Origin of the sequence: Mesorhizobium sp. M0174 (assembly GCF_040322275.1) — a bacterium.
In the GTDB taxonomy this organism is placed as follows: Bacteria; Pseudomonadota; Alphaproteobacteria; order Rhizobiales; family Rhizobiaceae; genus Mesorhizobium.
Genome location: NZ_JAMYTB010000013.1, coordinates 62,518 through 79,412 on the forward strand (window position 1 = coordinate 62,518; position 16,895 = coordinate 79,412).

The window sequence follows — 16,895 nt, forward strand, 5'->3', positions numbered from 1 at the left end:
GGTTCAAATGGACCTGACACCGGACGGGGCAGAAGCAATATGAGGATTTCCATGGCTGATCCCGTTCGCAATTATCAGACGCGCGCCGTGCCCGGCGCCGGCGTCGATGCTGCCATCGACCAGGGCCTGCGGGCCTACATGATCAAGGTCTACAATCTGATGGGGCTTGGCCTCCTCATCACCGGCCTTGCCGCGGTCGGCACAATCATGCTGGCCACGACCAGCGATCCCGCCTCGGCGGTCGCGACGTTGCCAAGCGGCGAGATGCTGACCTCGTTCGGCTACGCGATCTTCGGCTCGCCGCTGAAATGGCTGGTGATCTTTGCCCCGCTGGCAGCGGTGATGTTCCTGTCGTTCCGCGTCCAGTCGATGAGCGTTTCGGCCGCACAGACGACGTTCTGGGTCTATGCCGGCCTCGTCGGCCTGTCGCTGTCGTCGATCTTCCTGGTCTACACCACCGCCAGTATCTCGCAGACCTTCTTCGCCACCGCCGCCGCCTTTGGCGGGCTGTCCCTCTACGGCTACACGACCAAGCGCGATCTCTCGGCGTTCGGGTCGTTCCTGGTCATGGGCCTGGTCGGCCTGATCATCGCGATGGTGATCAACATCTTCCTGCAGTCGTCGGCGCTTTCCTTTGCCGTTTCGGCGATCGGCGTGCTGATCTTCGCAGGCCTCACCGCCTACGACACGCAGAACATCAAGGAGATGTATTTCGAGGGTGACGAGACTGATGTCGCCGGCCGCAAGGCGATCATGGGCGCATTGAGGCTCTATCTCGATTTCGTCAACCTGTTCATGTTCCTGCTGCAGTTCATGGGCGACCGTCGCTAAATACGGTTTTCCTGGACCAGGAGTGTGGAAAGGGCGGCCCAATGGCCGCCCTTTTCTTTTGTGCCGGCTTTTGCTGTGATATGGGGCAGATGAACGACGTGCCTAAATTATGAGCAGCATCACCTTGCGGGCCGCGACGTCGGCCGATCTCGACCGGATCACGGAAATCTATGCCGACGCGGTGACGAATGGCACTGCCAGCTATGAACTCGAGCCACCAAGCCGCACCGAGATGGGCGCGCGCTTCGACAACCTGATGGCGGGCGGCTTTCCTTATCTGGTTGCGGAAAAGGCCGGCAGCGTGCTCGGCTATGCCTATGCCGGGGCGTTCCGGCCGCGCCCGGCCTACCGCTTCGTCGTTGAGGATTCCGTCTATGTCGCGCCCGAGGCCAAAGGGCAAGGCGTCGGGCTGCTCTTGATGCAAGGGCTGATCGAAGCGGCCAAGGCGGCAGGTTTTCGCCAGATTATCGCGGTGATCGGCGACGGCCGGCCCGATAGCGCCTCGGTACGGTTGCACGAGAAGCTCGGCTTTCGTCATTCCGGCCGCCTGGAAGGCTCAGGGTATAAGCACGGACGCTGGCTCGACACGGTGTTCATGCAGTTGCCGATCAATGGCGGGGCGTCGATCCCGCCCGATCCGCAGTCACTGCCCGAGCGGAAGTTCCGCGAACAAAAATAAGAGGTTACGCTTCGACCAGCTTCAGCGTTCGGTCGAACACGCCAAGCACCCGGCCGAGCTCCTGGCCGCGCTTGAGGATGCGCCCGCCGGCGGCGATGACGGCGAACGCGCCTTGCCGGCGCGCCAGCTTCGGATCCTTGACGATCTGGAAAAGCGGCACTTCGCTGGTGCGGCGGAAGACAGAAAAAACGGCGCGGTCGGCGAGATGGTCGATGGCATAGTCGCGCCACTCATTGGCGGCAACCATACGGCCGTAGAGTCTGAGGATCTGGTCCAGTTCGCGCCGGTCGAACTGCACCGGCTGGTCGAGGCGTTCGCGTCTTGCCTCATGCAGCGGGATCAGTATTGCGGATGCGTCCCCATCCTCCATCCCGCTGCTGCGATCAGTCATGCCTGGATCCTCGCAATGAATCGTACGCCGACCAAAGTTGGCGCTTTCGTTGCCGAATTGCAAGGCCCGGCCGAGCAAGGGCAGCGTCGTGCGGTTTCTGCAGCGTCCAGTCACGTTTGCGAAACGCCTGTTGGAATTGGTGATGCTTCGCCACAATCCTGCCTTTTTTTATCCGTGCTCATGCCCCAATGTCCGACGAATTTACCGGTGTTGCCTGAGACGGTTCGGTCCGGCACCGGCTCGTAAACCCCAAGCCCCCCGCCCACGGGTCTGCGTCGGATCGAACCAACCTCGGTTTTTCCTTGGAAAGATCGGGTGCGACGATCCCAAAACCTAAATGACCGGCGTCAGAAGCAAGCTGACGCCGGTTTTTTATTGGCCGGAGCCGTGGCGGTGCGATCCCTCCAGACAGGCTGTCGTCGGAGGCTTGAGCGCGGTTATCCTCTTCTCCCACAGGGAAGAAGGGGAGCGCTCTATTTAAGGCTTGCGGATAAAGGCTGCACCCAGGATCGGACCGGGCATGCCGTCCTTGCCAACTGACTGCAGCAGCACGGCGCAGCCGCCCTTCTTGGCGATCTCGCTCATCGGCAGTTCGTAGCGCTGCGCCTTGCCGTGCCACATGCCGGCGGTCTGGATGCTGGTGACGGCGTTCCAGTAGGTCATGCTGCGGCCGCTGTTTTCGCCCTTGCCGATCTTTATCGTCTGTGGCGGGTTGAAATAGACGATGACGACATGCGCGTCGGCGGGGCCGGTCACGGCGTCGCCGGCATCGATCATGACGCGATCGCTGGTCCGGCTGACTTTGATGCCGACGCGCATGCCTTCGCCGACCCTCTCCATGCGGGCCAGCGCGCCGTCGACTTCCTTGCGGCTGGCGCCGTTGACATGGCTGCGGCCGTTTATGACGGCTTGCGGGGTGTAGACGGAACGGCTGCCGAAGGCGCGCATATACTCATATTGCCGCTCGGTATTTTCCTTGCGGCTCAGCGTGTCCTGCCAGCCGAGGTAATCCCAATAATCGACATGATAGGCGAGCGCGACGATGTCCTCCTTGGCGGCGAGCTCGGCGAAGAATTCGTCGGCCGGCGGACAGGAGTTGCATCCCTGGCTGGTGAAGAGCTCGACGACGCCTAATGGCTTGTCGGTTGGCTCGGCAAGGGCCCCGCCGGCAAACGCCGAGAGGGCCAGCGCAAGGGCCGCAAGCCGCAATGGTCTTCGAGATGGCATGGCCGTTCCGATCCCGCCGGTGACGCCGGCTTTGTTCTGGTTGTCGAAATATGTGGCAGAAGCGTCAGTCAACGGGAAGTCACGTTGCGGTGAAATTTTGCCGTTGCAACCGCTGGCAAGGGCGCAATAGGTGGACTTGCACTACACGATGGAAGCGATTCGGGCGGCAATCAGCATGTGGCAATCTCTCCTGGCGCCGGTCGACCTGTACTGCGAGCGGACCGGGCCGGAACTCTGGGCCGAACCGCTCAATGCGCTGAGCAATCTGGCTTTTTTTGCCGCCGGGCTGTGGGGTGTCTGGCAGGTGCGCAGGCGCGGCACCGGCATCTTCGCCGAAGTGCTGGCCTGGTGGGTGGTGGCGATTGGCGTCGGCTCGTCGCTGTTCCACACCTTTGCCAACCGTGGCACGGTCTGGGCCGACGTGCTGCCAATCGCCGGGTTCACGCTGGCCTACACGCTGTTCAACCTGCGGCGTTTTCTCGGCATGAAATGGGGCAAGGCGATCGCCATCTTCGTCGCCTTCTATGCCGTCGCCGGGCTGGTGACCTTTGCCGTGCCGGACTGGCTGCGCGAGGCGTCGAACGGCACGACCGGCTATCTGCCGCCCTTCCTGGCGCTCGCCTTCTTCGGCGGCTTGGTGGCGGCGAGCGGCAACCGTGCCGGCTGGTACAATCTGGCGGGCTCGGCGATCTTCGTCGTATCGGTCGTCTGCCGGATGATCGATCCGCTGGTCTGCGGCAGCTTCCCGCTCGGCACGCACTTCCTGTGGCACATCCTCAACGGGCTGATGCTCGGTGTGCTGCTGGCGGCGACAGCGCGGTTTGGAAAGCCGGGAATAGGGGAATAGGGGAAGCGTTCCCTACTCCCTTACTGCCCTACTCCTCTCTCTATGCTGCCAGATCGCGCAGCACGTATTGCAGGATGCCGCCATTCTTGAAGTAGTCGAGCTCGTCTAGCGTATCGATGCGGCAGATGATCGGAACCTCTTTGACGCTGCCGTCGCCGTAGGTGATTCTGGCGGTCATCTTCTGCCGCGGCTTGATGTTGCCCAGTCCGTCGATCTCAACCAGTTCGTCGCCCTTGAGGTTGAGCGAGGCCCATGAGGTGCCTTCCTCGAAGACGAAGGGGATGACGCCCATACCGACAAGATTGGAGCGGTGGATGCGCTCGAAGGACTGGGCGATGACGGCGCGAACGCCCAGCAAATTGGTGCCCTTGGCCGCCCAGTCGCGCGACGAGCCGTTGCCATATTCGACGCCGGCGAAGATGACCAGCGGCACGCCTTCCTTCTTGTAGCGCATGGCGGCGTCGTAGATCGATTCCTCTTCTTTCGACGGGTAATGGATGGTGTAGCCGCCCTCGCGGCCGTTCTCGCCCAGCATGTGGTTGCGGATGCGGATGTTGGCGAAGGTGCCGCGCATCATTACCTCATGATTGCCGCGGCGCGTGCCGTACTGGTTGAAATCGGCGACGCCGACGCCGTGGTCGGTGAGGTACTTGCCGGCCGGGGAGGCCGCCTTGATCGAACCGGCCGGCGAAATGTGGTCGGTGGTGATCTTGTCGCCGAACAGACCGAGCACACGCGCGCCCTTGATATCGCCGATCTTGCCGAAGCCTGACGTCATGCCGGCGAAATAGGGCGGGTTCTGCACATAGGTGGAATTGTCGTCCCAGGCATAGGTCTGGCCTTCCGGCGCCTTGACGTTCTGCCAGTACTCGTCGCCCTTGAAGACGTCGGCATATTTGCGGGCGAACAATTCGCGTGTGACGTTCTTCTCGATGAATTCCTGGATCTCGACCGAACTCGGCCAGATATCCTTGAGATAGACCGGATTGCCGTTGCGATCCTCGCCGAGCGGCTCGGTGGTCAGATCCTTGGTCACGGTCCCAGCCAGCGCGTGGGCGACGACCAGTGGCGGCGAGGCGAGATAGTTCGCCTGCACGTCGGGCGAGACGCGGCCTTCGAAATTGCGGTTGCCGGACAAGACTGCCGCAGCGATCAAGCCCTTATCATTGATAGTCTTAGAGATCGGCGCCGGCAGCGGGCCGGAATTGCCGATGCAGGTGGTGCAGCCGAAGCCGACCAGGTTGAAGCCGATCTGGTCGAGCTCCTTCTGCAGGCCGGATTTCTCGAGATATTCGGCCACGACCTGGCTGCCCGGCGCCAATGAGGTCTTGACCCACGGCTTCTGCTTGAGGCCGAGCCGGTTGGCGTTGCGCGCCAACAGCCCGGCGCCGATCAGCACGCTCGGGTTCGAGGTGTTGGTGCAGGAGGTGATGGCGGCGATGACGACATCGCCATGGCCAAGATCGTAGTCCGTCCCCTCGACGGCATAGCGCTTGTCGATTTCGGCGGCCTTCTTGTATTCGGTCTCCATCGCCTTGGCGAAGCCAGCCGGAATGTCTTCAAGTGCGACCCGGCCTTCCGGCCGCTTGGGGCCGGCCATCGACGGGACGACGCTGCCGAGATCGAGCTCCAGCAGGTCGGTGAAGACCGGATCGGCCGAGCCGGCATCGCGCCACAAGCCTTGCGCCTTCGAATAAGCCTCGACCAGGGCGATGCGGCCTTCGTCGCGACCGGACATGGTGAGATAGCGGAGGGTTTCGCTGTCGACCGGGAAGAAGCCGCAGGTTGCACCATATTCCGGCGCCATGTTGCCAATGGTGGCGCGATCGGCCAGCGTCATGTTGGACAGGCCCGGACCGAAGAATTCGACGAACTTGCCGACGACGCCCTTCTTGCGCAGCATCTGGGTGACTGTGAGCACCAGGTCGGTGGCGGTGACGCCTTCCCTCAGCCTGCCCGTGAGGCGAAAGCCGATGACTTCCGGCAGCAGCATGGAAACCGGCTGGCCGAGCATCGCGGCCTCCGCCTCGATGCCGCCGACGCCCCAGCCGAGCACGCCAAGACCGTTGATCATGGTGGTGTGCGAATCGGTGCCGACGCAGGTGTCGGGATAGGCGGTGGTCTCGCCGTCTTCGCTGTTGGTCCACACCACCTGGCCGAGGTACTCGAGATTGACCTGATGGCAGATGCCGGTGCCGGGCGGCACCACGCGGAAATTGCGGAACGCCTGCTGGCCCCATTTCAGGAATTTGTAGCGTTCCTCGTTGCGCTCATATTCAAGCTCGACATTGCGGGCGAAAGCCAGCGGCGTACCGAATTCATCGACGATGACCGAATGGTCGATGACCAGATCGACCGGCACCAGCGGATTGATCTTTTGCGGGTCGCCGCCGAGCGAGGCCATGGCGTCGCGCATGGCGGCAAGGTCGACCACAGCCGGAACGCCGGTGAAATCCTGCATCAGAACGCGGGCCGGGCGATAGGCGATCTCGACGCCGGCAGTGCCCCGGTCGGTCAGCCAGCCGGCGACCGCCTGGATGCTCTCCTTGGTAACGGAACGGCCGTCCTCGTTGCGCAACAGGTTCTCCAGCAGCACCTTCATCGAATAGGGCAATTGGGCAATGCCTGTGAGGCCGTTCTTTTCGGCCTCGACAAGGTCATAGTAGATGTACTCGGTGCCGCTGGCGGTCAGCGTGCGGCGGCAATTGAAGCTGTCGAGTGATTTGGACACGTGCGATCCCTAACTGTCGGTTGCCGGGAGGGAACGGACGCCAGTGGGCATGCAAATCACGCGCAAAGGTGCGGGTACGGCCATTTCCGCTGTCCGTTCCCAAGCGTCCGGGCCGTTCAAGGCGGCACGCGCGCTGGTTCGGCGCAAATTCGGTTCCCGTGCCGACCGCTGGCACGGATGATGCGGATATAGAGAATTTTCTGGAATAGTTCTAGACACGGAATCGCCATTTTTGCTGCGGCGCACCGAAGCCGCACTTGAACTTTTCGGCGAAGGGGAACGGATGCGGCTGATCGCCGAAAATCTGGGCGGCGAACGCGGCGGCGAGACGGTATTTTCCGGCATCGAATTCGCGCTGGGGGATGGCCAGGCGCTGGTCGTCACCGGGGCGAACGGCGCCGGCAAATCGACGCTGCTCAGGATCGTCGCCGGTCTGTTGCCGGTGGCGGCAGGCCGTGTGCGGTTCGAAGGTGGTGGCGAAGACTTCCCGTCGGTCGCCTCGGCCTGTCACTATCTCGGCCACCTCAACGCGATGAAGACGGCGCTGAGCGTCAAGGAGAATCTGTGCTTTTGGCGCGATTTTTCGGGCGCGGGCTCTGCGGGTGTCGAAGAGGCGCTGGAAACCGTCGGCCTGGGCCGCATCGGCCATCTGCCGTTCGGCTATCTCTCGACCGGCCAGCGCCGGCGCGCGGCGATTGCAAAACTGCTGGTCAGCCATCGGCCATTGTGGCTGCTTGATGAGCCGACCGCAGGACTGGACAAGGTTTCGGAGGAGAGAGTCGGCGAATTGATGGAGAAGCACCTCGAGAGTGGGGGGATCGTGGTCGCGGCGACGCATTTGCCGCTGGGGATCGAGCGGGCACAAGGGCTGGTGATGGGCGAGGCCGTTTGATGTTGGTGCTCTACGGCGCCCCCCTCTGTCCTGCGACGGAACTCCATCCTTTGCTTGGCCTTCACGCCTGCATCAGGACCAAACCATAATGTGGTCCCTCTTCCTGCGCGACATCCGCCTGAGCATCCGCGCCGGCGGCGGAGCGCTGACTGGAGTGATTTTCTTTCTCGCCGTCATCACGACCATCCCGTTCGGCGTCGGTCCCGACCTGAGGCTGCTGGCCCGCATCGGCCCGGCGATCCTGTGGATTGCCGCCTTGCTTGCCTGCCTGCTCGGCCTCGACCGGCTGTTCCAGGCTGATCGGGAAGACGGCTCTCTCGATCTTCTGGTGCTTGGCAACGACCGGCAAATGCTGGCCTTGACCGTGCTGACGAAATGCCTGGCGCATTGGGCGGGAAGCGTGCTGCCGCTGGTCGTCGCCGCGCCCCTGCTCGGCCTGTTCATGAACATGGAGCCGGCCGGCATCGGCGCCACGGCGCTGACGCTGCTGGTCGGCACGCCGGCGATTACCTTCATCGGTGCCGCCGGTGCTGCGGTGGCGGTAGCGTTGCCGCGGGGCGGGCTGCTGATCTCGGTGCTGGTGCTGCCGCTGACCATTCCCGTGCTGATCTTCGGCGTATCGGCAAGCTATGGCGCGGTAGCGGACCCCGATCCGTTCCTGCAGCCCTTCCTCATTCTTGCCGCGCTGACCCTGTTCCTTGCCGTGCTCGGGCCGGTGGCGGCGGCGCTGGCGCTGCGGCACGGAACGGATTGATGTGTTGGCTTCAGCTCATCCCTGCGGCGCGGCGAACAATTGCGGAGCCGATGGCGCGGCGTTAAGAGAGGACATGTCGGAACAAGGCGAGACGGACCGTTTGGAAAGCGCCGCGGAGCGAGAAGCATGAGCGTACACGCGCTTTATGTCACCGCCGCCTATGCGATCACGGCCGTGGTGCTGGGCGGGCTGATCGGCTGGATCCTGCTGGACCAGCGCGGCCGCAAGCGAGAACTCGCCGAGCTGGAAGCATCCGGCGTGCGCCGGCGCTCCGATAGGGCAGTCAAGCCATGAGCACGGAAACGGAAACACCGGCGCGCCGCCGCCTGATCGTGCTGCTGCCGCTGCTGGTCTTTCTCGGGCTGGCGGGATTGTTCCTGGCGCAGCTCTTGTCCGGGCGCGACGTGTCGGAAGTGCCGTCGGCGCTGATCGGCCTGCCGGCGCCGCAGACCAACCTGCCGGCGCTCGAGGGCACCAATTTGCCGGGCCTCGATTCAAAACAGTTCGCCGGCAAGGTGACGCTGGTCAACGTCTTCGCGTCGTGGTGCGCGCCGTGCCGCGAAGAGCACCCGGTGCTGCTGGCGCTGTCGCAGGACAGACGCTTCGTCATGGCAGCGTTGAACTACAAGGACCAGCCGGAAAACGCCCGTCGGTTCCTTGGCGATCTCGGCAATCCGTTCCAGGCGATCGGCGTCGACCAGGCCGGGCGCACGGCGATCGACTGGGGTGTCTACGGTGTGCCGGAGACCTTCGTCATCGGCAAGGATGGCAAGATCGCCTACAAGCATGTCGGGCCGCTGACGCCGGACTCGGCGCAGACGCTGCTGCTGCCGGAGATCGAGAAGGCGCTGGCCGTGCCGGGCTGATTGCCCGCCGTTTCATCAAAGGTCGACGGAAGACTCAGCCGTAGATCTGCTTGTGGACCTGGTAGAGCATTTCTGAGCGATCGGCGCGCATGTCGGCGAGGTCGCGGCTGGTGAAGCTGTCGATTTCGGCGACGAGGCGGTTGTAATGCCGGCGCTTGGCGATGCTGGCGCGAGCGCGGCTCATGAGGCTGTCGATGATCATAGCGAGTCTCCTTTTGCGCCGCATTTGCGGCCAGTTGTTCCTCCCTTGATCGATACGAAGCATGACATAGTTATGGTGCGTTGCAAAAATAAGATGTTGCAATGCACCATTGCGCTGGGCGCATAGCCGGTTAACCGGATGTGACCTGCCGTCCGCACCAGCATTCGCTTCCATAAGGCTTCTGACGCATCATCGATCTTGCTATATCGAGCGTGGGCTGGCTTGATCGCGCCTCGCCAAGCGACTGCTACCGGGAGGAACCATGGCCAGCGAATTCTACGAAGTTCTCGATCCGCGCTTTTCGCGGCTGTTCAACGGCAATGCACAGGTCGACAGGCTGTTTACCGGCTGCCGATGGGCGGAAGGACCGGCCTGGTTTGCAGCCGGGCGCTATGTGGTATGGTCCGACATCCCGAACAATCGCATGCTGCGTTACGACGAGACCGACGGCAGTGTCAGCGTGTTCCGTCAGCCGTCGGGCAATTCCAACGGCAACACCGTCGACCGGCAAGGCCGGCTGGTTACTTGCGAGCATTCCGGCCGCCGTGTCAGCCGGACCGAGCATGACGGCTCGGTCATCACCATCACCGACAAATGGCGCGGCAAGCGGCTGAACTCGCCCAATGACGCGGTGGTCAAGTCCGATGGCTCGATCTGGTTCACCGATCCGAGCTACGGCATCGATACCGATTACGAGGGCGACAAGGCCGAAAGCGAGATCGGCGCCTGCCATGTCTATCGGGTCGATCCCGGCACCGGCGAGACCGAGGCGGTGATCACCGACATGGTCAGGCCCAACGGGCTCGCCTTCTCGCTCGACGAGAGCAAGCTCTATGTAGCGGATACCGGCCGTACGCATGGTGCGCAAAACCCGGCGCACATCCGGGTGTTCAATGTCGGCCAGGGCGGCAAGACGGTCTCAGGCGGAAAGGTCTTTGCCGACTGCACCGCCGGCCTGTTCGACGGTTTCAGGCTGGATGCGGACGGCCGCATCTGGACCAGCGCCGCCGACGGCATCCACTGCTACGATCCAGACGGGACGCTGATCGGCAAGGTCAAGGTACCGGAAGTCGTTGCCAATTGCGTGTTCGGCGGCAACAAGCTGAACTGCCTCTACATCGCCGGCACGACCTCGCTCTACATGGTCCGGCTTATGGTCAACGGCGCCAAAACCTACTGAGCGGATGCCAAGCATATCCAAGGGAGGGAACCATGCCGTTCGTGAACATCCGCCTGGTCAAGGAGGTGATTGCCGATGACCCGGCCGGCAAAAAGGCCGCGATCGCCGCCCAGGTGACAGCGGCTATCACCGCCGTCACCGGCCTGACCAACAACGATGTCTGGGTGGTCTTCGAGGAGGTCGCTGCACGCGACTGGTTCGTCGGCGAAACCGACGTCGAGACGCGGAGAGGCAAGGGTTGAGCGCCGCTCAGCCAGCGCGGATGAACTCGGCGAAATCCGAAACGGCGCCGCGCATCGCCAGCCGGTTTTCCGGTTCCGCCAGGATTTTCTCAACCTCCGGCCGCCTCTTGCCGAGCAGCGCGATTTCGAGCGCTGCTTCGTCATAGAGCGCGAAAGACATTGTCCGCATGACCTCGACCAGTGCGGCGCGGGCAAACAGCGAGCGCGGCGAAGCATGCACCAGCATGGCTGGCTTGCCGACGGCGGCATCGCGCGACACCAGCCAGTCGAGCGCGTTCTTCAGGCCGCCTGGCACGCCGTGTGCGTATTCCGGGCAGGAGACGATGACGCCGTCAGCGGCGGTGACCGCATCGATCAGCGCCGCTGCTTGCGGCGGCGTCCGCTCGCCTTCGTCGTCGGGGTTGAAGATCGGCAGCCGACCAAGCCCGTCATAGACGGAGATGTGACAGTCCGGCGGCGCGTTTTGCGTGAGGGCCGCGACCAGGGCCGAATTGGTCGAGGCGGCGCGCAGGCTGCCGGAAATGGCGAGAATGTTCAGCAAAGGGACCGGCTCGGCGATTCGTTGCCGGGCACGCTACCACATGGTCTGCTTGTAATCCTCGTCAAGCCAGCGGTCGGTGGCCTCCGCCGTTTCGGCAAGCGCCAGCTGGTCGCGCAGGATCTGGCCGAGCGTCGGCAGCGTCGCACGGTCGTACCAGGTTTCGGGCTTCCACAGTTCGGAGCGCATGAAGGCCTTGGCACAATGCATGTAGGCAGCCTTGACCGTCACCACGACGACGCTTTGCGGTGCCTTGCCGTCGACCGCCAGCCGCTCGCGCAATGCCGCATCGACGGTGATGCGGGCATCGCCGTTGACACGCAGCGTCTCGTTCATGCCGGGAATGAGGAAGAGCAGCCCGACCGAGGGATTGAGAAGGATGTTCTCCAGCGTGTCGAGCCGGTTGTTGCCCGGCCGGTCGGGGATGGCGATGGTCTTCTCGTCGAGCACTGCCACAAAGCCCGGCCTGTCGCCCTTGGGCGTCACATCGGCATTGCCGGCGCCGTCGGACGAGCCGATCAGCACGAACGGGCTCTTGCCGATGAAGGAACGGCAGTGGCCGTCCAATGTCTTCAATTCCTTGCGAATCGAGCCGTCGGTCGGCCGAGGCGTCTTGTAGATCGTCCTCAGCTCGTCGCGCGTGATGATGAATTCCATCCACGTCCCCTCCTATTCTGACGCAATTCCCAGGGGAAACCGCTGCACAGACCTTTTCCTGGAGTTGCTACTTGCCGGCCTTTCCCGCTTTCTCGGTCTTGTCCTCGAGCGAATGGCGCAGGATCAGCGGCATCTGGCTGAAGGTGAACAGAAGCGTGATCGGCATGATGCCCCAGACCTTGAAGGTAACCCATGTATCGGTGGAAAAATTCCGCCAGACCGCTTCGTTGACAAGGGCTAGGAACAGGAAGAACAGGCCCCAGCGGAAGGTGAGCTTGCGCCAACCCTCGGCGTCGAGATTGAAGGCCGATTCGAAGACATAGCCGAGCAGCGATTTGCCGAAGAACAGGCCGCCGAGCAGCACGCCGCCGAACAGCGTGTTGACGATGGTCGGCTTCATCTTGATGAAGATATCGTCCTGCAGGTAGAGCGTCAGCGCACCGAAGATGAAGACGACGACGCCCGACACCATCGGCATGATCGGCAAGGTACGGGTCAGCAGCCAGGAAGCGATCAGCGCGACCGCGGTCGCGGCCATGAACAGGCCGGTGGCGACGAAGATCGGTCCGCCGAACTCGCCCAGCGCCGGGAATTTCTGCACCAGCCATGCGCCGCGCGCATTGGCGAAGAAGAATACCATCAGCGGGCCAAGCTCCAGTACCAGCTTGAGCAGCGGATTGACGGCTTCCTTCTTCTGCTTTTGCGGGTCGGATGGGTCGCGTTCGAGAATGGGTGGGCTCATAAGGTCCTTCTTACGCATGATTCAATCCAAAAAGCCTGCACCTTATTGGGATCATGCTCGTCAAGCCACGCCAGCGATCGCCCTGGCGAATTCGCTTGCGGAAAAGGGTTCGAGGTCGTCGACCTGTTCGCCGACGCCGATGAAATAGACCGGCAATTTATGCTTCGCCGCGATCGCCACCAGAATACCGCCGCGCGCCGTGCCGTCCAGCTTGGTCATCACCAGGCCGTTGACGCCGGCGACATTGCGGAAGATCTCGACCTGGTTGAGCGCGTTCTGGCCGGTGGTGGCATCGACCGTCTGCAGCACCGTGTGCGGCGCTTCCGGATCGAGCTTGCCCAGCACGCGGACGATCTTTTCCAGTTCCGCCATCAGTTCGGTCTTGTTCTGCAGCCGCCCGGCGGTGTCGATGATCAGCACGTCGGAGCCGGCCTCCTTCGCCCGCTCGAATGCGTCATAGGCGAGGCCAGCGGCGTCGGCGCCGAGCTTCGAGGCAATGACTGGCGAGTTGGTGCGCTCGCCCCAGATCTTCAGCTGCTCGATCGCGGCTGCGCGGAAAGTATCGCCGGCGGCGAGCATCACCGAAAGGCCGCCATCGGTGAGCTTTGCGGCGAGCTTGCCGATAGTCGTTGTTTTCCCGGTGCCGTTGACGCCGACCACCAGGATGACATGCGGCTTATGGCTGAGGTCGAGTTCCAGCGGCATGGCGACATGGGACAGCACCTTCTCCACCTCGGCCGCCATGATGGCGCGGACTTCGGTATCGGAGACGTCTTTGCCGTAGCGGCTGGCGGAGAGTGCATCGGTTACGCGCAAAGCCGTCTCCATGCCGAGATCGGCGCGGATCAGCACGTCCTCCAGGTCCTGCAGCGTGTCCTCGTCGAGTTTCCGCTTGGTGAAGACGCCGGCGATGTTGCCCGACAACTCCCGGGAGGAGCGCGCAAGCCCGTCTCGCATGCGCTGGAACCAGGAGCGCCTCGGCGCCGGTTCGGGCGCCTTCTGCGGCTCGGCTTTCTGCTCGACCTTCTTGGTTACGGTGACTTTGCCGGAGGCGGGCTTTGGCTCCGGCGATGGTTGCGGGACGGCCTCCGGCTCGGGCGCGATCTCGGCGAGCGGCGGCTTCGTCTCGACGGGCGCTGGCTGGCGGATCGGCGGCGGGATTTCGGCCGGCGGCGGCGCTGGCGTGATTTCGGCAGCGGGTGCCGCGTCTTGCGCAGGTTGGCGCTGCCCCTCACCCCTACCCGTTCCGGGGCGAGCCGCTTGTCTCGCCCGTCCTTCGGACCCCCGTAAGGGACGGGGAGAGGGGGGCGTCAGCGCCGGAGCTTTTTCTTTGCCGCTTTCAAAACGAGGCTCGGCGTGACGATCAGCACCCTTCTCCCCGTCACTATAAGGGGAGAAGGTGCCTGCAGGCGGATGAGGGGCAGCGCCACGTTCGGATGGCGGAGGCTCAGTCTGGACGATTTCTGGCTGCGTCGGCTCTGGCTCAGGAATTTCCTCCGGCTCTGGCTCCGGGGCTGGCTCGGGAACGACGGGAGCGGCGTCTGACGCCGCCTGTTCGGCAGGCGCCTCTGGCTCCGGAGCGGGTTCTGGCTGGGTGTCCTGCTCGGGCGGAAGGGTCGGCGCAGGCTCGGGCTCGGCCTCTTCAACAGGCGCCGGCTGCGGCGCGGGCGCTTCCGCCTCGACCGGCGGTACGGCTTCGGTCTCGGAGCGAGGCTCTTCGCGTTTCAAAAACTCCGGAACGGTCTGCTCGGCGGCCGGCTTCAGCGCCTCCAGTTCGTCCCATTTGATCGGCGGCAGCGGTGCGGTCTCGTCGGGCCGCCCCTCGACCACTTCCTTCTTGCCGAACGAAAATATCTTCTTGAAAAAACCAGCCATGTCTTGCGCTCTCAGACGCCGCGGGCGGCAAGCGGCGCGGCGATCAGTCTGATACCGTCATGGCCGGCGATATCAGCCTCGACGATGTCGCCCGGCGCGCCCGCCGACAACACTGCCAGCGTAAACCCCTCGGTGCGGCCAAGGCCGTCACGCTCGACCAGGATCGACTGGCGTGTGCCGGCGAGCGAGGCAAGATGGCGGCGATAGGCGGCCTCGCCGGCGGTGCGCAGGCGTGCCGCGCGTTGCTTGACGACGTCGCGGCGGAGCTGCGGCATGCGCGCGGCGGGCGTGCCTTCGCGCGGCGAAAACGGGAAGACATGAAGATGCGTCAGGCCGCATTCCTCGACGATCTCCAGCGAGTTTTCGAACATTGCGTCCGTCTCGGTCGGGAAGCCGGCGATGATGTCTGCGCCGAAAACGATACCGGGGCGCAGTTTGCGCACATCCTCGCAAAAGCGGATCGACTGGTCGCGGCTGTGCCGGCGCTTCATCCGCTTCAGGATCATGTCGTCACCCGATTGCAGCGACAGATGCAGATGCGGCATCAGCCTCGGCTCGGTGGCGATGGCGTCCAGCAGATCGTCGTCGGCCTCGATCGAATCGATGGAGGAAAGCCGCAGGCGTTTCATGTCGGGCGCCTGCCTCAGGATGGTCTTGACCAATTTGCCGAGCTTCGGTGCGCCAGGCAGGTCGGCGCCGAAACTGGTCATGTCGACGCCGGTCAGCACGATCTCGGCATAACCATTGCCGACGAGTCGCTTGACCTGCTCGACCACGGCGCCCATCGGCACCGAGCGCGAATTGCCGCGACCGTAGGGAATGATGCAGAAGGTGCAGCGGTGGTCGCAGCCGTTCTGCACCTGGACGAAAGCGCGTGCCCGGCCCTCGATGGCGTCGACCATGTGGGCGGCCGTCTCGCGTACCGAAAAAATATCGTTGACGCGCGCCTTTTCGGTGTCGTTGACGCCGAAATCCGGCAGCGCGCGATAGGAATGCGCCTTCAGTTTTTCCTCATTGCCGAGGACGAGGTCGACCTCGTGCATGGCGACGAAACCCTGCGGACCGGTCTGCGCGGCGCAGCCGGTGACGATGATGCGGGCGGCCGGGTTCTCACGGCGGGCTTTTCTGATCGACTGCTTGGCCTGGCGTACAGCCTCGCCGGTGACGGCGCAGGTGTTGAAGATAATGGCGCCGCCTTCGAGGCCGCCGAGGCCCGCACTTTCGGCTTCACGCCGCATCACCTCGGATTCATAGGTGTTCAGCCGGCAACCGAAGGTGACGACCTCGATGCCCTTGTTGCCAAGAGGAGCCATCAGGCGGCGCTTTCGGTGTCGCGCGCCCAGGCCCCGGTCGCCGGATCGAAGCTGCCGGAAAATTCCCATTCGGCGGCACCGGTGAGGATGACGTGGTCGTCGTCGCGCCACAGAACATGCAGCGAGCCGCCGCCGGGCGTCATCAGCGTGACGCTGCGGCCGGTGCGCCGGGTGCGGGCCGCGGCGACCACGGCGGCGCAAGCGGCCGAGCCGCAGGCCCTGGTCAGGCCGGCGCCGCGCTCCCAGGTGCGGATGATCATGGTCTCCGGCGAAGTCACCTGCGCGATGGTGATGTTGGCGCGCTCGGGGAAGATCGGGTGGTTTTCGAGCAGCGGGCCGAAGCGCTCGAGCTCGTAGGACCAGACGTCGCGGTCGACCCAGAAGATAGCGTGCGGATTGCCCATCGAGACGACCGACGGCGAATGCAGCACCGGGGCATCGATCGGGCCGATCTGCAGCTCGATCATGCGGGTGTCACGGAATTCCTCGGCCAGCGGGATGTCCTGCCAGCCAAAGCGCGGCCTGCCCATGTCGACCGAGATCATTCCGTCGGCATGTTCCTCGGCGTTTAGGATGCCGGCGACTGTTTCAAAGGCAAATGTCTTCTGGCCGGTCTCGGCGGCGAGCGCCTGGACGACACAGCGCATGCCGTTGCCGCAAGCTTGCGCGCTGGTCCCGTCGGAATTCAAGATATCGATGAAAAAGGCGGTGCCCGGCGTCCTGGCGTCGTGGATCGCCATGATCTGGTCGAACCGGGTCGACGTGTCGGCATTGAGCGCGACGGCTGCCGCAGACGTCACGCGATCGGCACGGCCACGCATATCGGCAACGATGATTTCGTTGCCGATGCCGTTCATCTTGGCGAAAGGGGCCGCGCTTGCCATCGATCGAAAGGTCTCTTGCCGGTTTGGCGCCTATATGGCGGATA

The 16,895-nt window shown here is 63.7% G+C and carries 19 protein-coding genes; 9 read left to right on the plus strand and 10 right to left on the minus strand.

What is annotated here, in order from left to right; translation table 11 throughout:
- Positions 1-51: 51 nt before the first annotated feature.
- Positions 52-831 (plus strand): Bax inhibitor-1/YccA family protein, encoded by a 780-nt coding sequence (locus NKJ13_RS22605; protein WP_352507341.1) that lies wholly within the window; start codon positions 52-54, stop codon positions 829-831.
- Between the two features lie 109 nt (positions 832-940).
- Positions 941-1,510, plus strand: coding sequence for a GNAT family N-acetyltransferase (locus NKJ13_RS22610; protein WP_352691082.1), 570 nt, complete (start codon positions 941-943; stop codon positions 1,508-1,510).
- A 4-nt stretch (positions 1,511-1,514) separates the two neighbouring features.
- Here NKJ13_RS22610 and NKJ13_RS22615 read toward each other — a convergent pair whose 3' ends face one another.
- Complete coding sequence (locus tag NKJ13_RS22615) at positions 1,515-1,901, minus strand: DUF2794 domain-containing protein (RefSeq protein WP_254817869.1); 387 nt, start codon at positions 1,899-1,901, stop codon at positions 1,515-1,517.
- Between the two features lie 477 nt (positions 1,902-2,378).
- Positions 2,379-3,128 carry a DUF1223 domain-containing protein gene (locus NKJ13_RS22620; protein WP_352507393.1) on the minus strand — a complete coding sequence of 250 codons (750 nt, stop codon included), beginning with the start codon at positions 3,126-3,128 and terminating at the stop codon, positions 2,379-2,381.
- 175 nt (positions 3,129-3,303) lie between these two features.
- Here NKJ13_RS22620 and NKJ13_RS22625 point away from each other — a divergent pair, with 175 nt between their 5' ends.
- On the plus strand, positions 3,304-3,975 hold the full coding sequence (locus tag NKJ13_RS22625; RefSeq protein WP_352778364.1) for a ceramidase domain-containing protein: 672 nt from the start codon (positions 3,304-3,306) through the stop codon (positions 3,973-3,975).
- A 40-nt stretch (positions 3,976-4,015) separates the two neighbouring features.
- On the opposite strand, the gene acnA is transcribed toward NKJ13_RS22625, so the two are convergent.
- Complete coding sequence (acnA, locus tag NKJ13_RS22630) at positions 4,016-6,706, minus strand: aconitate hydratase AcnA (protein WP_352507339.1); 2,691 nt, start codon at positions 6,704-6,706, stop codon at positions 4,016-4,018.
- 283 nt (positions 6,707-6,989) lie between these two features.
- Here acnA and ccmA point away from each other — a divergent pair, with 283 nt between their 5' ends.
- From ccmA to NKJ13_RS22650, 4 genes are all read left to right on the plus strand, one after another.
- Positions 6,990-7,598 carry a heme ABC exporter ATP-binding protein CcmA gene (ccmA, locus tag NKJ13_RS22635; protein WP_352507392.1) on the plus strand — a complete coding sequence of 203 codons (609 nt, stop codon included), beginning with the start codon at positions 6,990-6,992 and terminating at the stop codon, positions 7,596-7,598.
- An 88-nt stretch (positions 7,599-7,686) separates the two neighbouring features.
- Positions 7,687-8,352 (plus strand): heme exporter protein CcmB, encoded by a 666-nt coding sequence (gene ccmB / locus NKJ13_RS22640; RefSeq protein ID WP_352507338.1) that lies wholly within the window; start codon positions 7,687-7,689, stop codon positions 8,350-8,352.
- 126 nt (positions 8,353-8,478) lie between these two features.
- Complete coding sequence (gene ccmD / locus NKJ13_RS22645) at positions 8,479-8,646, plus strand: heme exporter protein CcmD (protein WP_352479673.1); 168 nt, start codon at positions 8,479-8,481, stop codon at positions 8,644-8,646.
- Positions 8,643-9,218, plus strand: coding sequence for a DsbE family thiol:disulfide interchange protein (locus NKJ13_RS22650; protein WP_254817862.1), 576 nt, complete (start codon positions 8,643-8,645; stop codon positions 9,216-9,218). The genes ccmD and NKJ13_RS22650 overlap by 4 nt, the downstream gene beginning before the upstream one ends.
- A gap of 34 nt (positions 9,219-9,252) precedes the next feature.
- Here the strand turns inward: NKJ13_RS22650 and NKJ13_RS22655 are convergent, their stop codons facing one another.
- A complete protein-coding gene (locus tag NKJ13_RS22655; RefSeq protein WP_254817861.1) occupies positions 9,253-9,420 on the minus strand; it encodes a hypothetical protein in 168 nt (55 codons plus the stop codon).
- A 262-nt stretch (positions 9,421-9,682) separates the two neighbouring features.
- Here NKJ13_RS22655 and NKJ13_RS22660 point away from each other — a divergent pair, with 262 nt between their 5' ends.
- Together NKJ13_RS22660 and NKJ13_RS22665 are read left to right on the plus strand one after the other, a co-directional pair.
- Positions 9,683-10,600 carry an SMP-30/gluconolactonase/LRE family protein gene (locus tag NKJ13_RS22660; RefSeq protein ID WP_352507337.1) on the plus strand — a complete coding sequence of 306 codons (918 nt, stop codon included), beginning with the start codon at positions 9,683-9,685 and terminating at the stop codon, positions 10,598-10,600.
- Between the two features lie 32 nt (positions 10,601-10,632).
- The gene (locus tag NKJ13_RS22665; protein WP_352691081.1) at positions 10,633-10,842 is read left to right on the plus strand and encodes a tautomerase family protein; all 210 of its coding nucleotides are present in this window, start codon (positions 10,633-10,635) and stop codon (positions 10,840-10,842) included.
- 7 nt (positions 10,843-10,849) lie between these two features.
- Here NKJ13_RS22665 and NKJ13_RS22670 read toward each other — a convergent pair whose 3' ends face one another.
- The 6 genes from NKJ13_RS22670 to dapF all read right to left on the minus strand — a co-directional run bounded on the left by NKJ13_RS22670 (position 10,850) and on the right by dapF (position 16,851).
- The gene (locus NKJ13_RS22670) at positions 10,850-11,383 is read right to left on the minus strand and encodes an NADPH-dependent FMN reductase (RefSeq protein ID WP_352507335.1); all 534 of its coding nucleotides are present in this window, start codon (positions 11,381-11,383) and stop codon (positions 10,850-10,852) included.
- A 33-nt stretch (positions 11,384-11,416) separates the two neighbouring features.
- A complete protein-coding gene (locus tag NKJ13_RS22675) occupies positions 11,417-12,037 on the minus strand; it encodes a pyridoxamine 5'-phosphate oxidase family protein (RefSeq protein WP_352479669.1) in 621 nt (206 codons plus the stop codon).
- A 67-nt stretch (positions 12,038-12,104) separates the two neighbouring features.
- Entirely contained in the window at positions 12,105-12,779 is a 675-nt protein-coding gene (locus tag NKJ13_RS22680; protein WP_352507391.1) for a septation protein A, read from the minus strand.
- Positions 12,780-12,839: 60 nt separating this feature from the next.
- A complete protein-coding gene (ftsY, locus tag NKJ13_RS22685) occupies positions 12,840-14,654 on the minus strand; it encodes a signal recognition particle-docking protein FtsY (protein WP_352738353.1) in 1,815 nt (604 codons plus the stop codon).
- Positions 14,655-14,665: 11 nt separating this feature from the next.
- Positions 14,666-15,967, minus strand: coding sequence for a tRNA (N(6)-L-threonylcarbamoyladenosine(37)-C(2))-methylthiotransferase MtaB (gene mtaB / locus NKJ13_RS22690; RefSeq protein ID WP_352738351.1), 1,302 nt, complete (start codon positions 15,965-15,967; stop codon positions 14,666-14,668).
- Entirely contained in the window at positions 15,967-16,851 is an 885-nt protein-coding gene (gene dapF, locus NKJ13_RS22695) for a diaminopimelate epimerase (protein WP_352649361.1), read from the minus strand. Before dapF ends, mtaB begins: the two co-directional genes overlap by 1 nt.
- Positions 16,852-16,895: the final 44 nt, after the last annotated feature.

What these genes read in the sequence shown, in the direction of transcription:
- NKJ13_RS22605 (WP_352507341.1), top strand. Translation starts at nt 52, where the DNA reads ATGGCTGATCCCGTTCGCAATTATCAGACGCGCGCCGTGCCCGGCGCC.
- NKJ13_RS22610 (WP_352691082.1), top strand. Translation starts at nt 941, where the DNA reads ATGAGCAGCATCACCTTGCGGGCCGCGACGTCGGCCGATCTCGACCGG.
- NKJ13_RS22615 (WP_254817869.1), bottom strand. Translation starts at nt 1,901, where the DNA reads ATGACTGATCGCAGCAGCGGGATGGAGGATGGGGACGCATCCGCAATA.
- NKJ13_RS22620 (WP_352507393.1), bottom strand. Translation starts at nt 3,128, where the DNA reads ATGCCATCTCGAAGACCATTGCGGCTTGCGGCCCTTGCGCTGGCCCTC.
- NKJ13_RS22625 (WP_352778364.1), top strand. Translation starts at nt 3,304, where the DNA reads ATGTGGCAATCTCTCCTGGCGCCGGTCGACCTGTACTGCGAGCGGACC.
- ccmA (WP_352507392.1), top strand. Translation starts at nt 6,990, where the DNA reads ATGCGGCTGATCGCCGAAAATCTGGGCGGCGAACGCGGCGGCGAGACG.
- ccmB (WP_352507338.1), top strand. Translation starts at nt 7,687, where the DNA reads ATGTGGTCCCTCTTCCTGCGCGACATCCGCCTGAGCATCCGCGCCGGC.
- ccmD (WP_352479673.1), top strand. Translation starts at nt 8,479, where the DNA reads ATGAGCGTACACGCGCTTTATGTCACCGCCGCCTATGCGATCACGGCC.
- NKJ13_RS22650 (WP_254817862.1), top strand. Translation starts at nt 8,643, where the DNA reads ATGAGCACGGAAACGGAAACACCGGCGCGCCGCCGCCTGATCGTGCTG.
- NKJ13_RS22655 (WP_254817861.1), bottom strand. Translation starts at nt 9,420, where the DNA reads ATGATCATCGACAGCCTCATGAGCCGCGCTCGCGCCAGCATCGCCAAG.
- NKJ13_RS22660 (WP_352507337.1), top strand. Translation starts at nt 9,683, where the DNA reads ATGGCCAGCGAATTCTACGAAGTTCTCGATCCGCGCTTTTCGCGGCTG.
- NKJ13_RS22665 (WP_352691081.1), top strand. Translation starts at nt 10,633, where the DNA reads ATGCCGTTCGTGAACATCCGCCTGGTCAAGGAGGTGATTGCCGATGAC.
- NKJ13_RS22675 (WP_352479669.1), bottom strand. Translation starts at nt 12,037, where the DNA reads ATGGAATTCATCATCACGCGCGACGAGCTGAGGACGATCTACAAGACG.
- NKJ13_RS22680 (WP_352507391.1), bottom strand. Translation starts at nt 12,779, where the DNA reads ATGAGCCCACCCATTCTCGAACGCGACCCATCCGACCCGCAAAAGCAG.
- ftsY (WP_352738353.1), bottom strand. Translation starts at nt 14,654, where the DNA reads ATGGCTGGTTTTTTCAAGAAGATATTTTCGTTCGGCAAGAAGGAAGTG.
- mtaB (WP_352738351.1), bottom strand. Translation starts at nt 15,967, where the DNA reads ATGGCTCCTCTTGGCAACAAGGGCATCGAGGTCGTCACCTTCGGTTGC.
- dapF (WP_352649361.1), bottom strand. Translation starts at nt 16,851, where the DNA reads ATGGCAAGCGCGGCCCCTTTCGCCAAGATGAACGGCATCGGCAACGAA.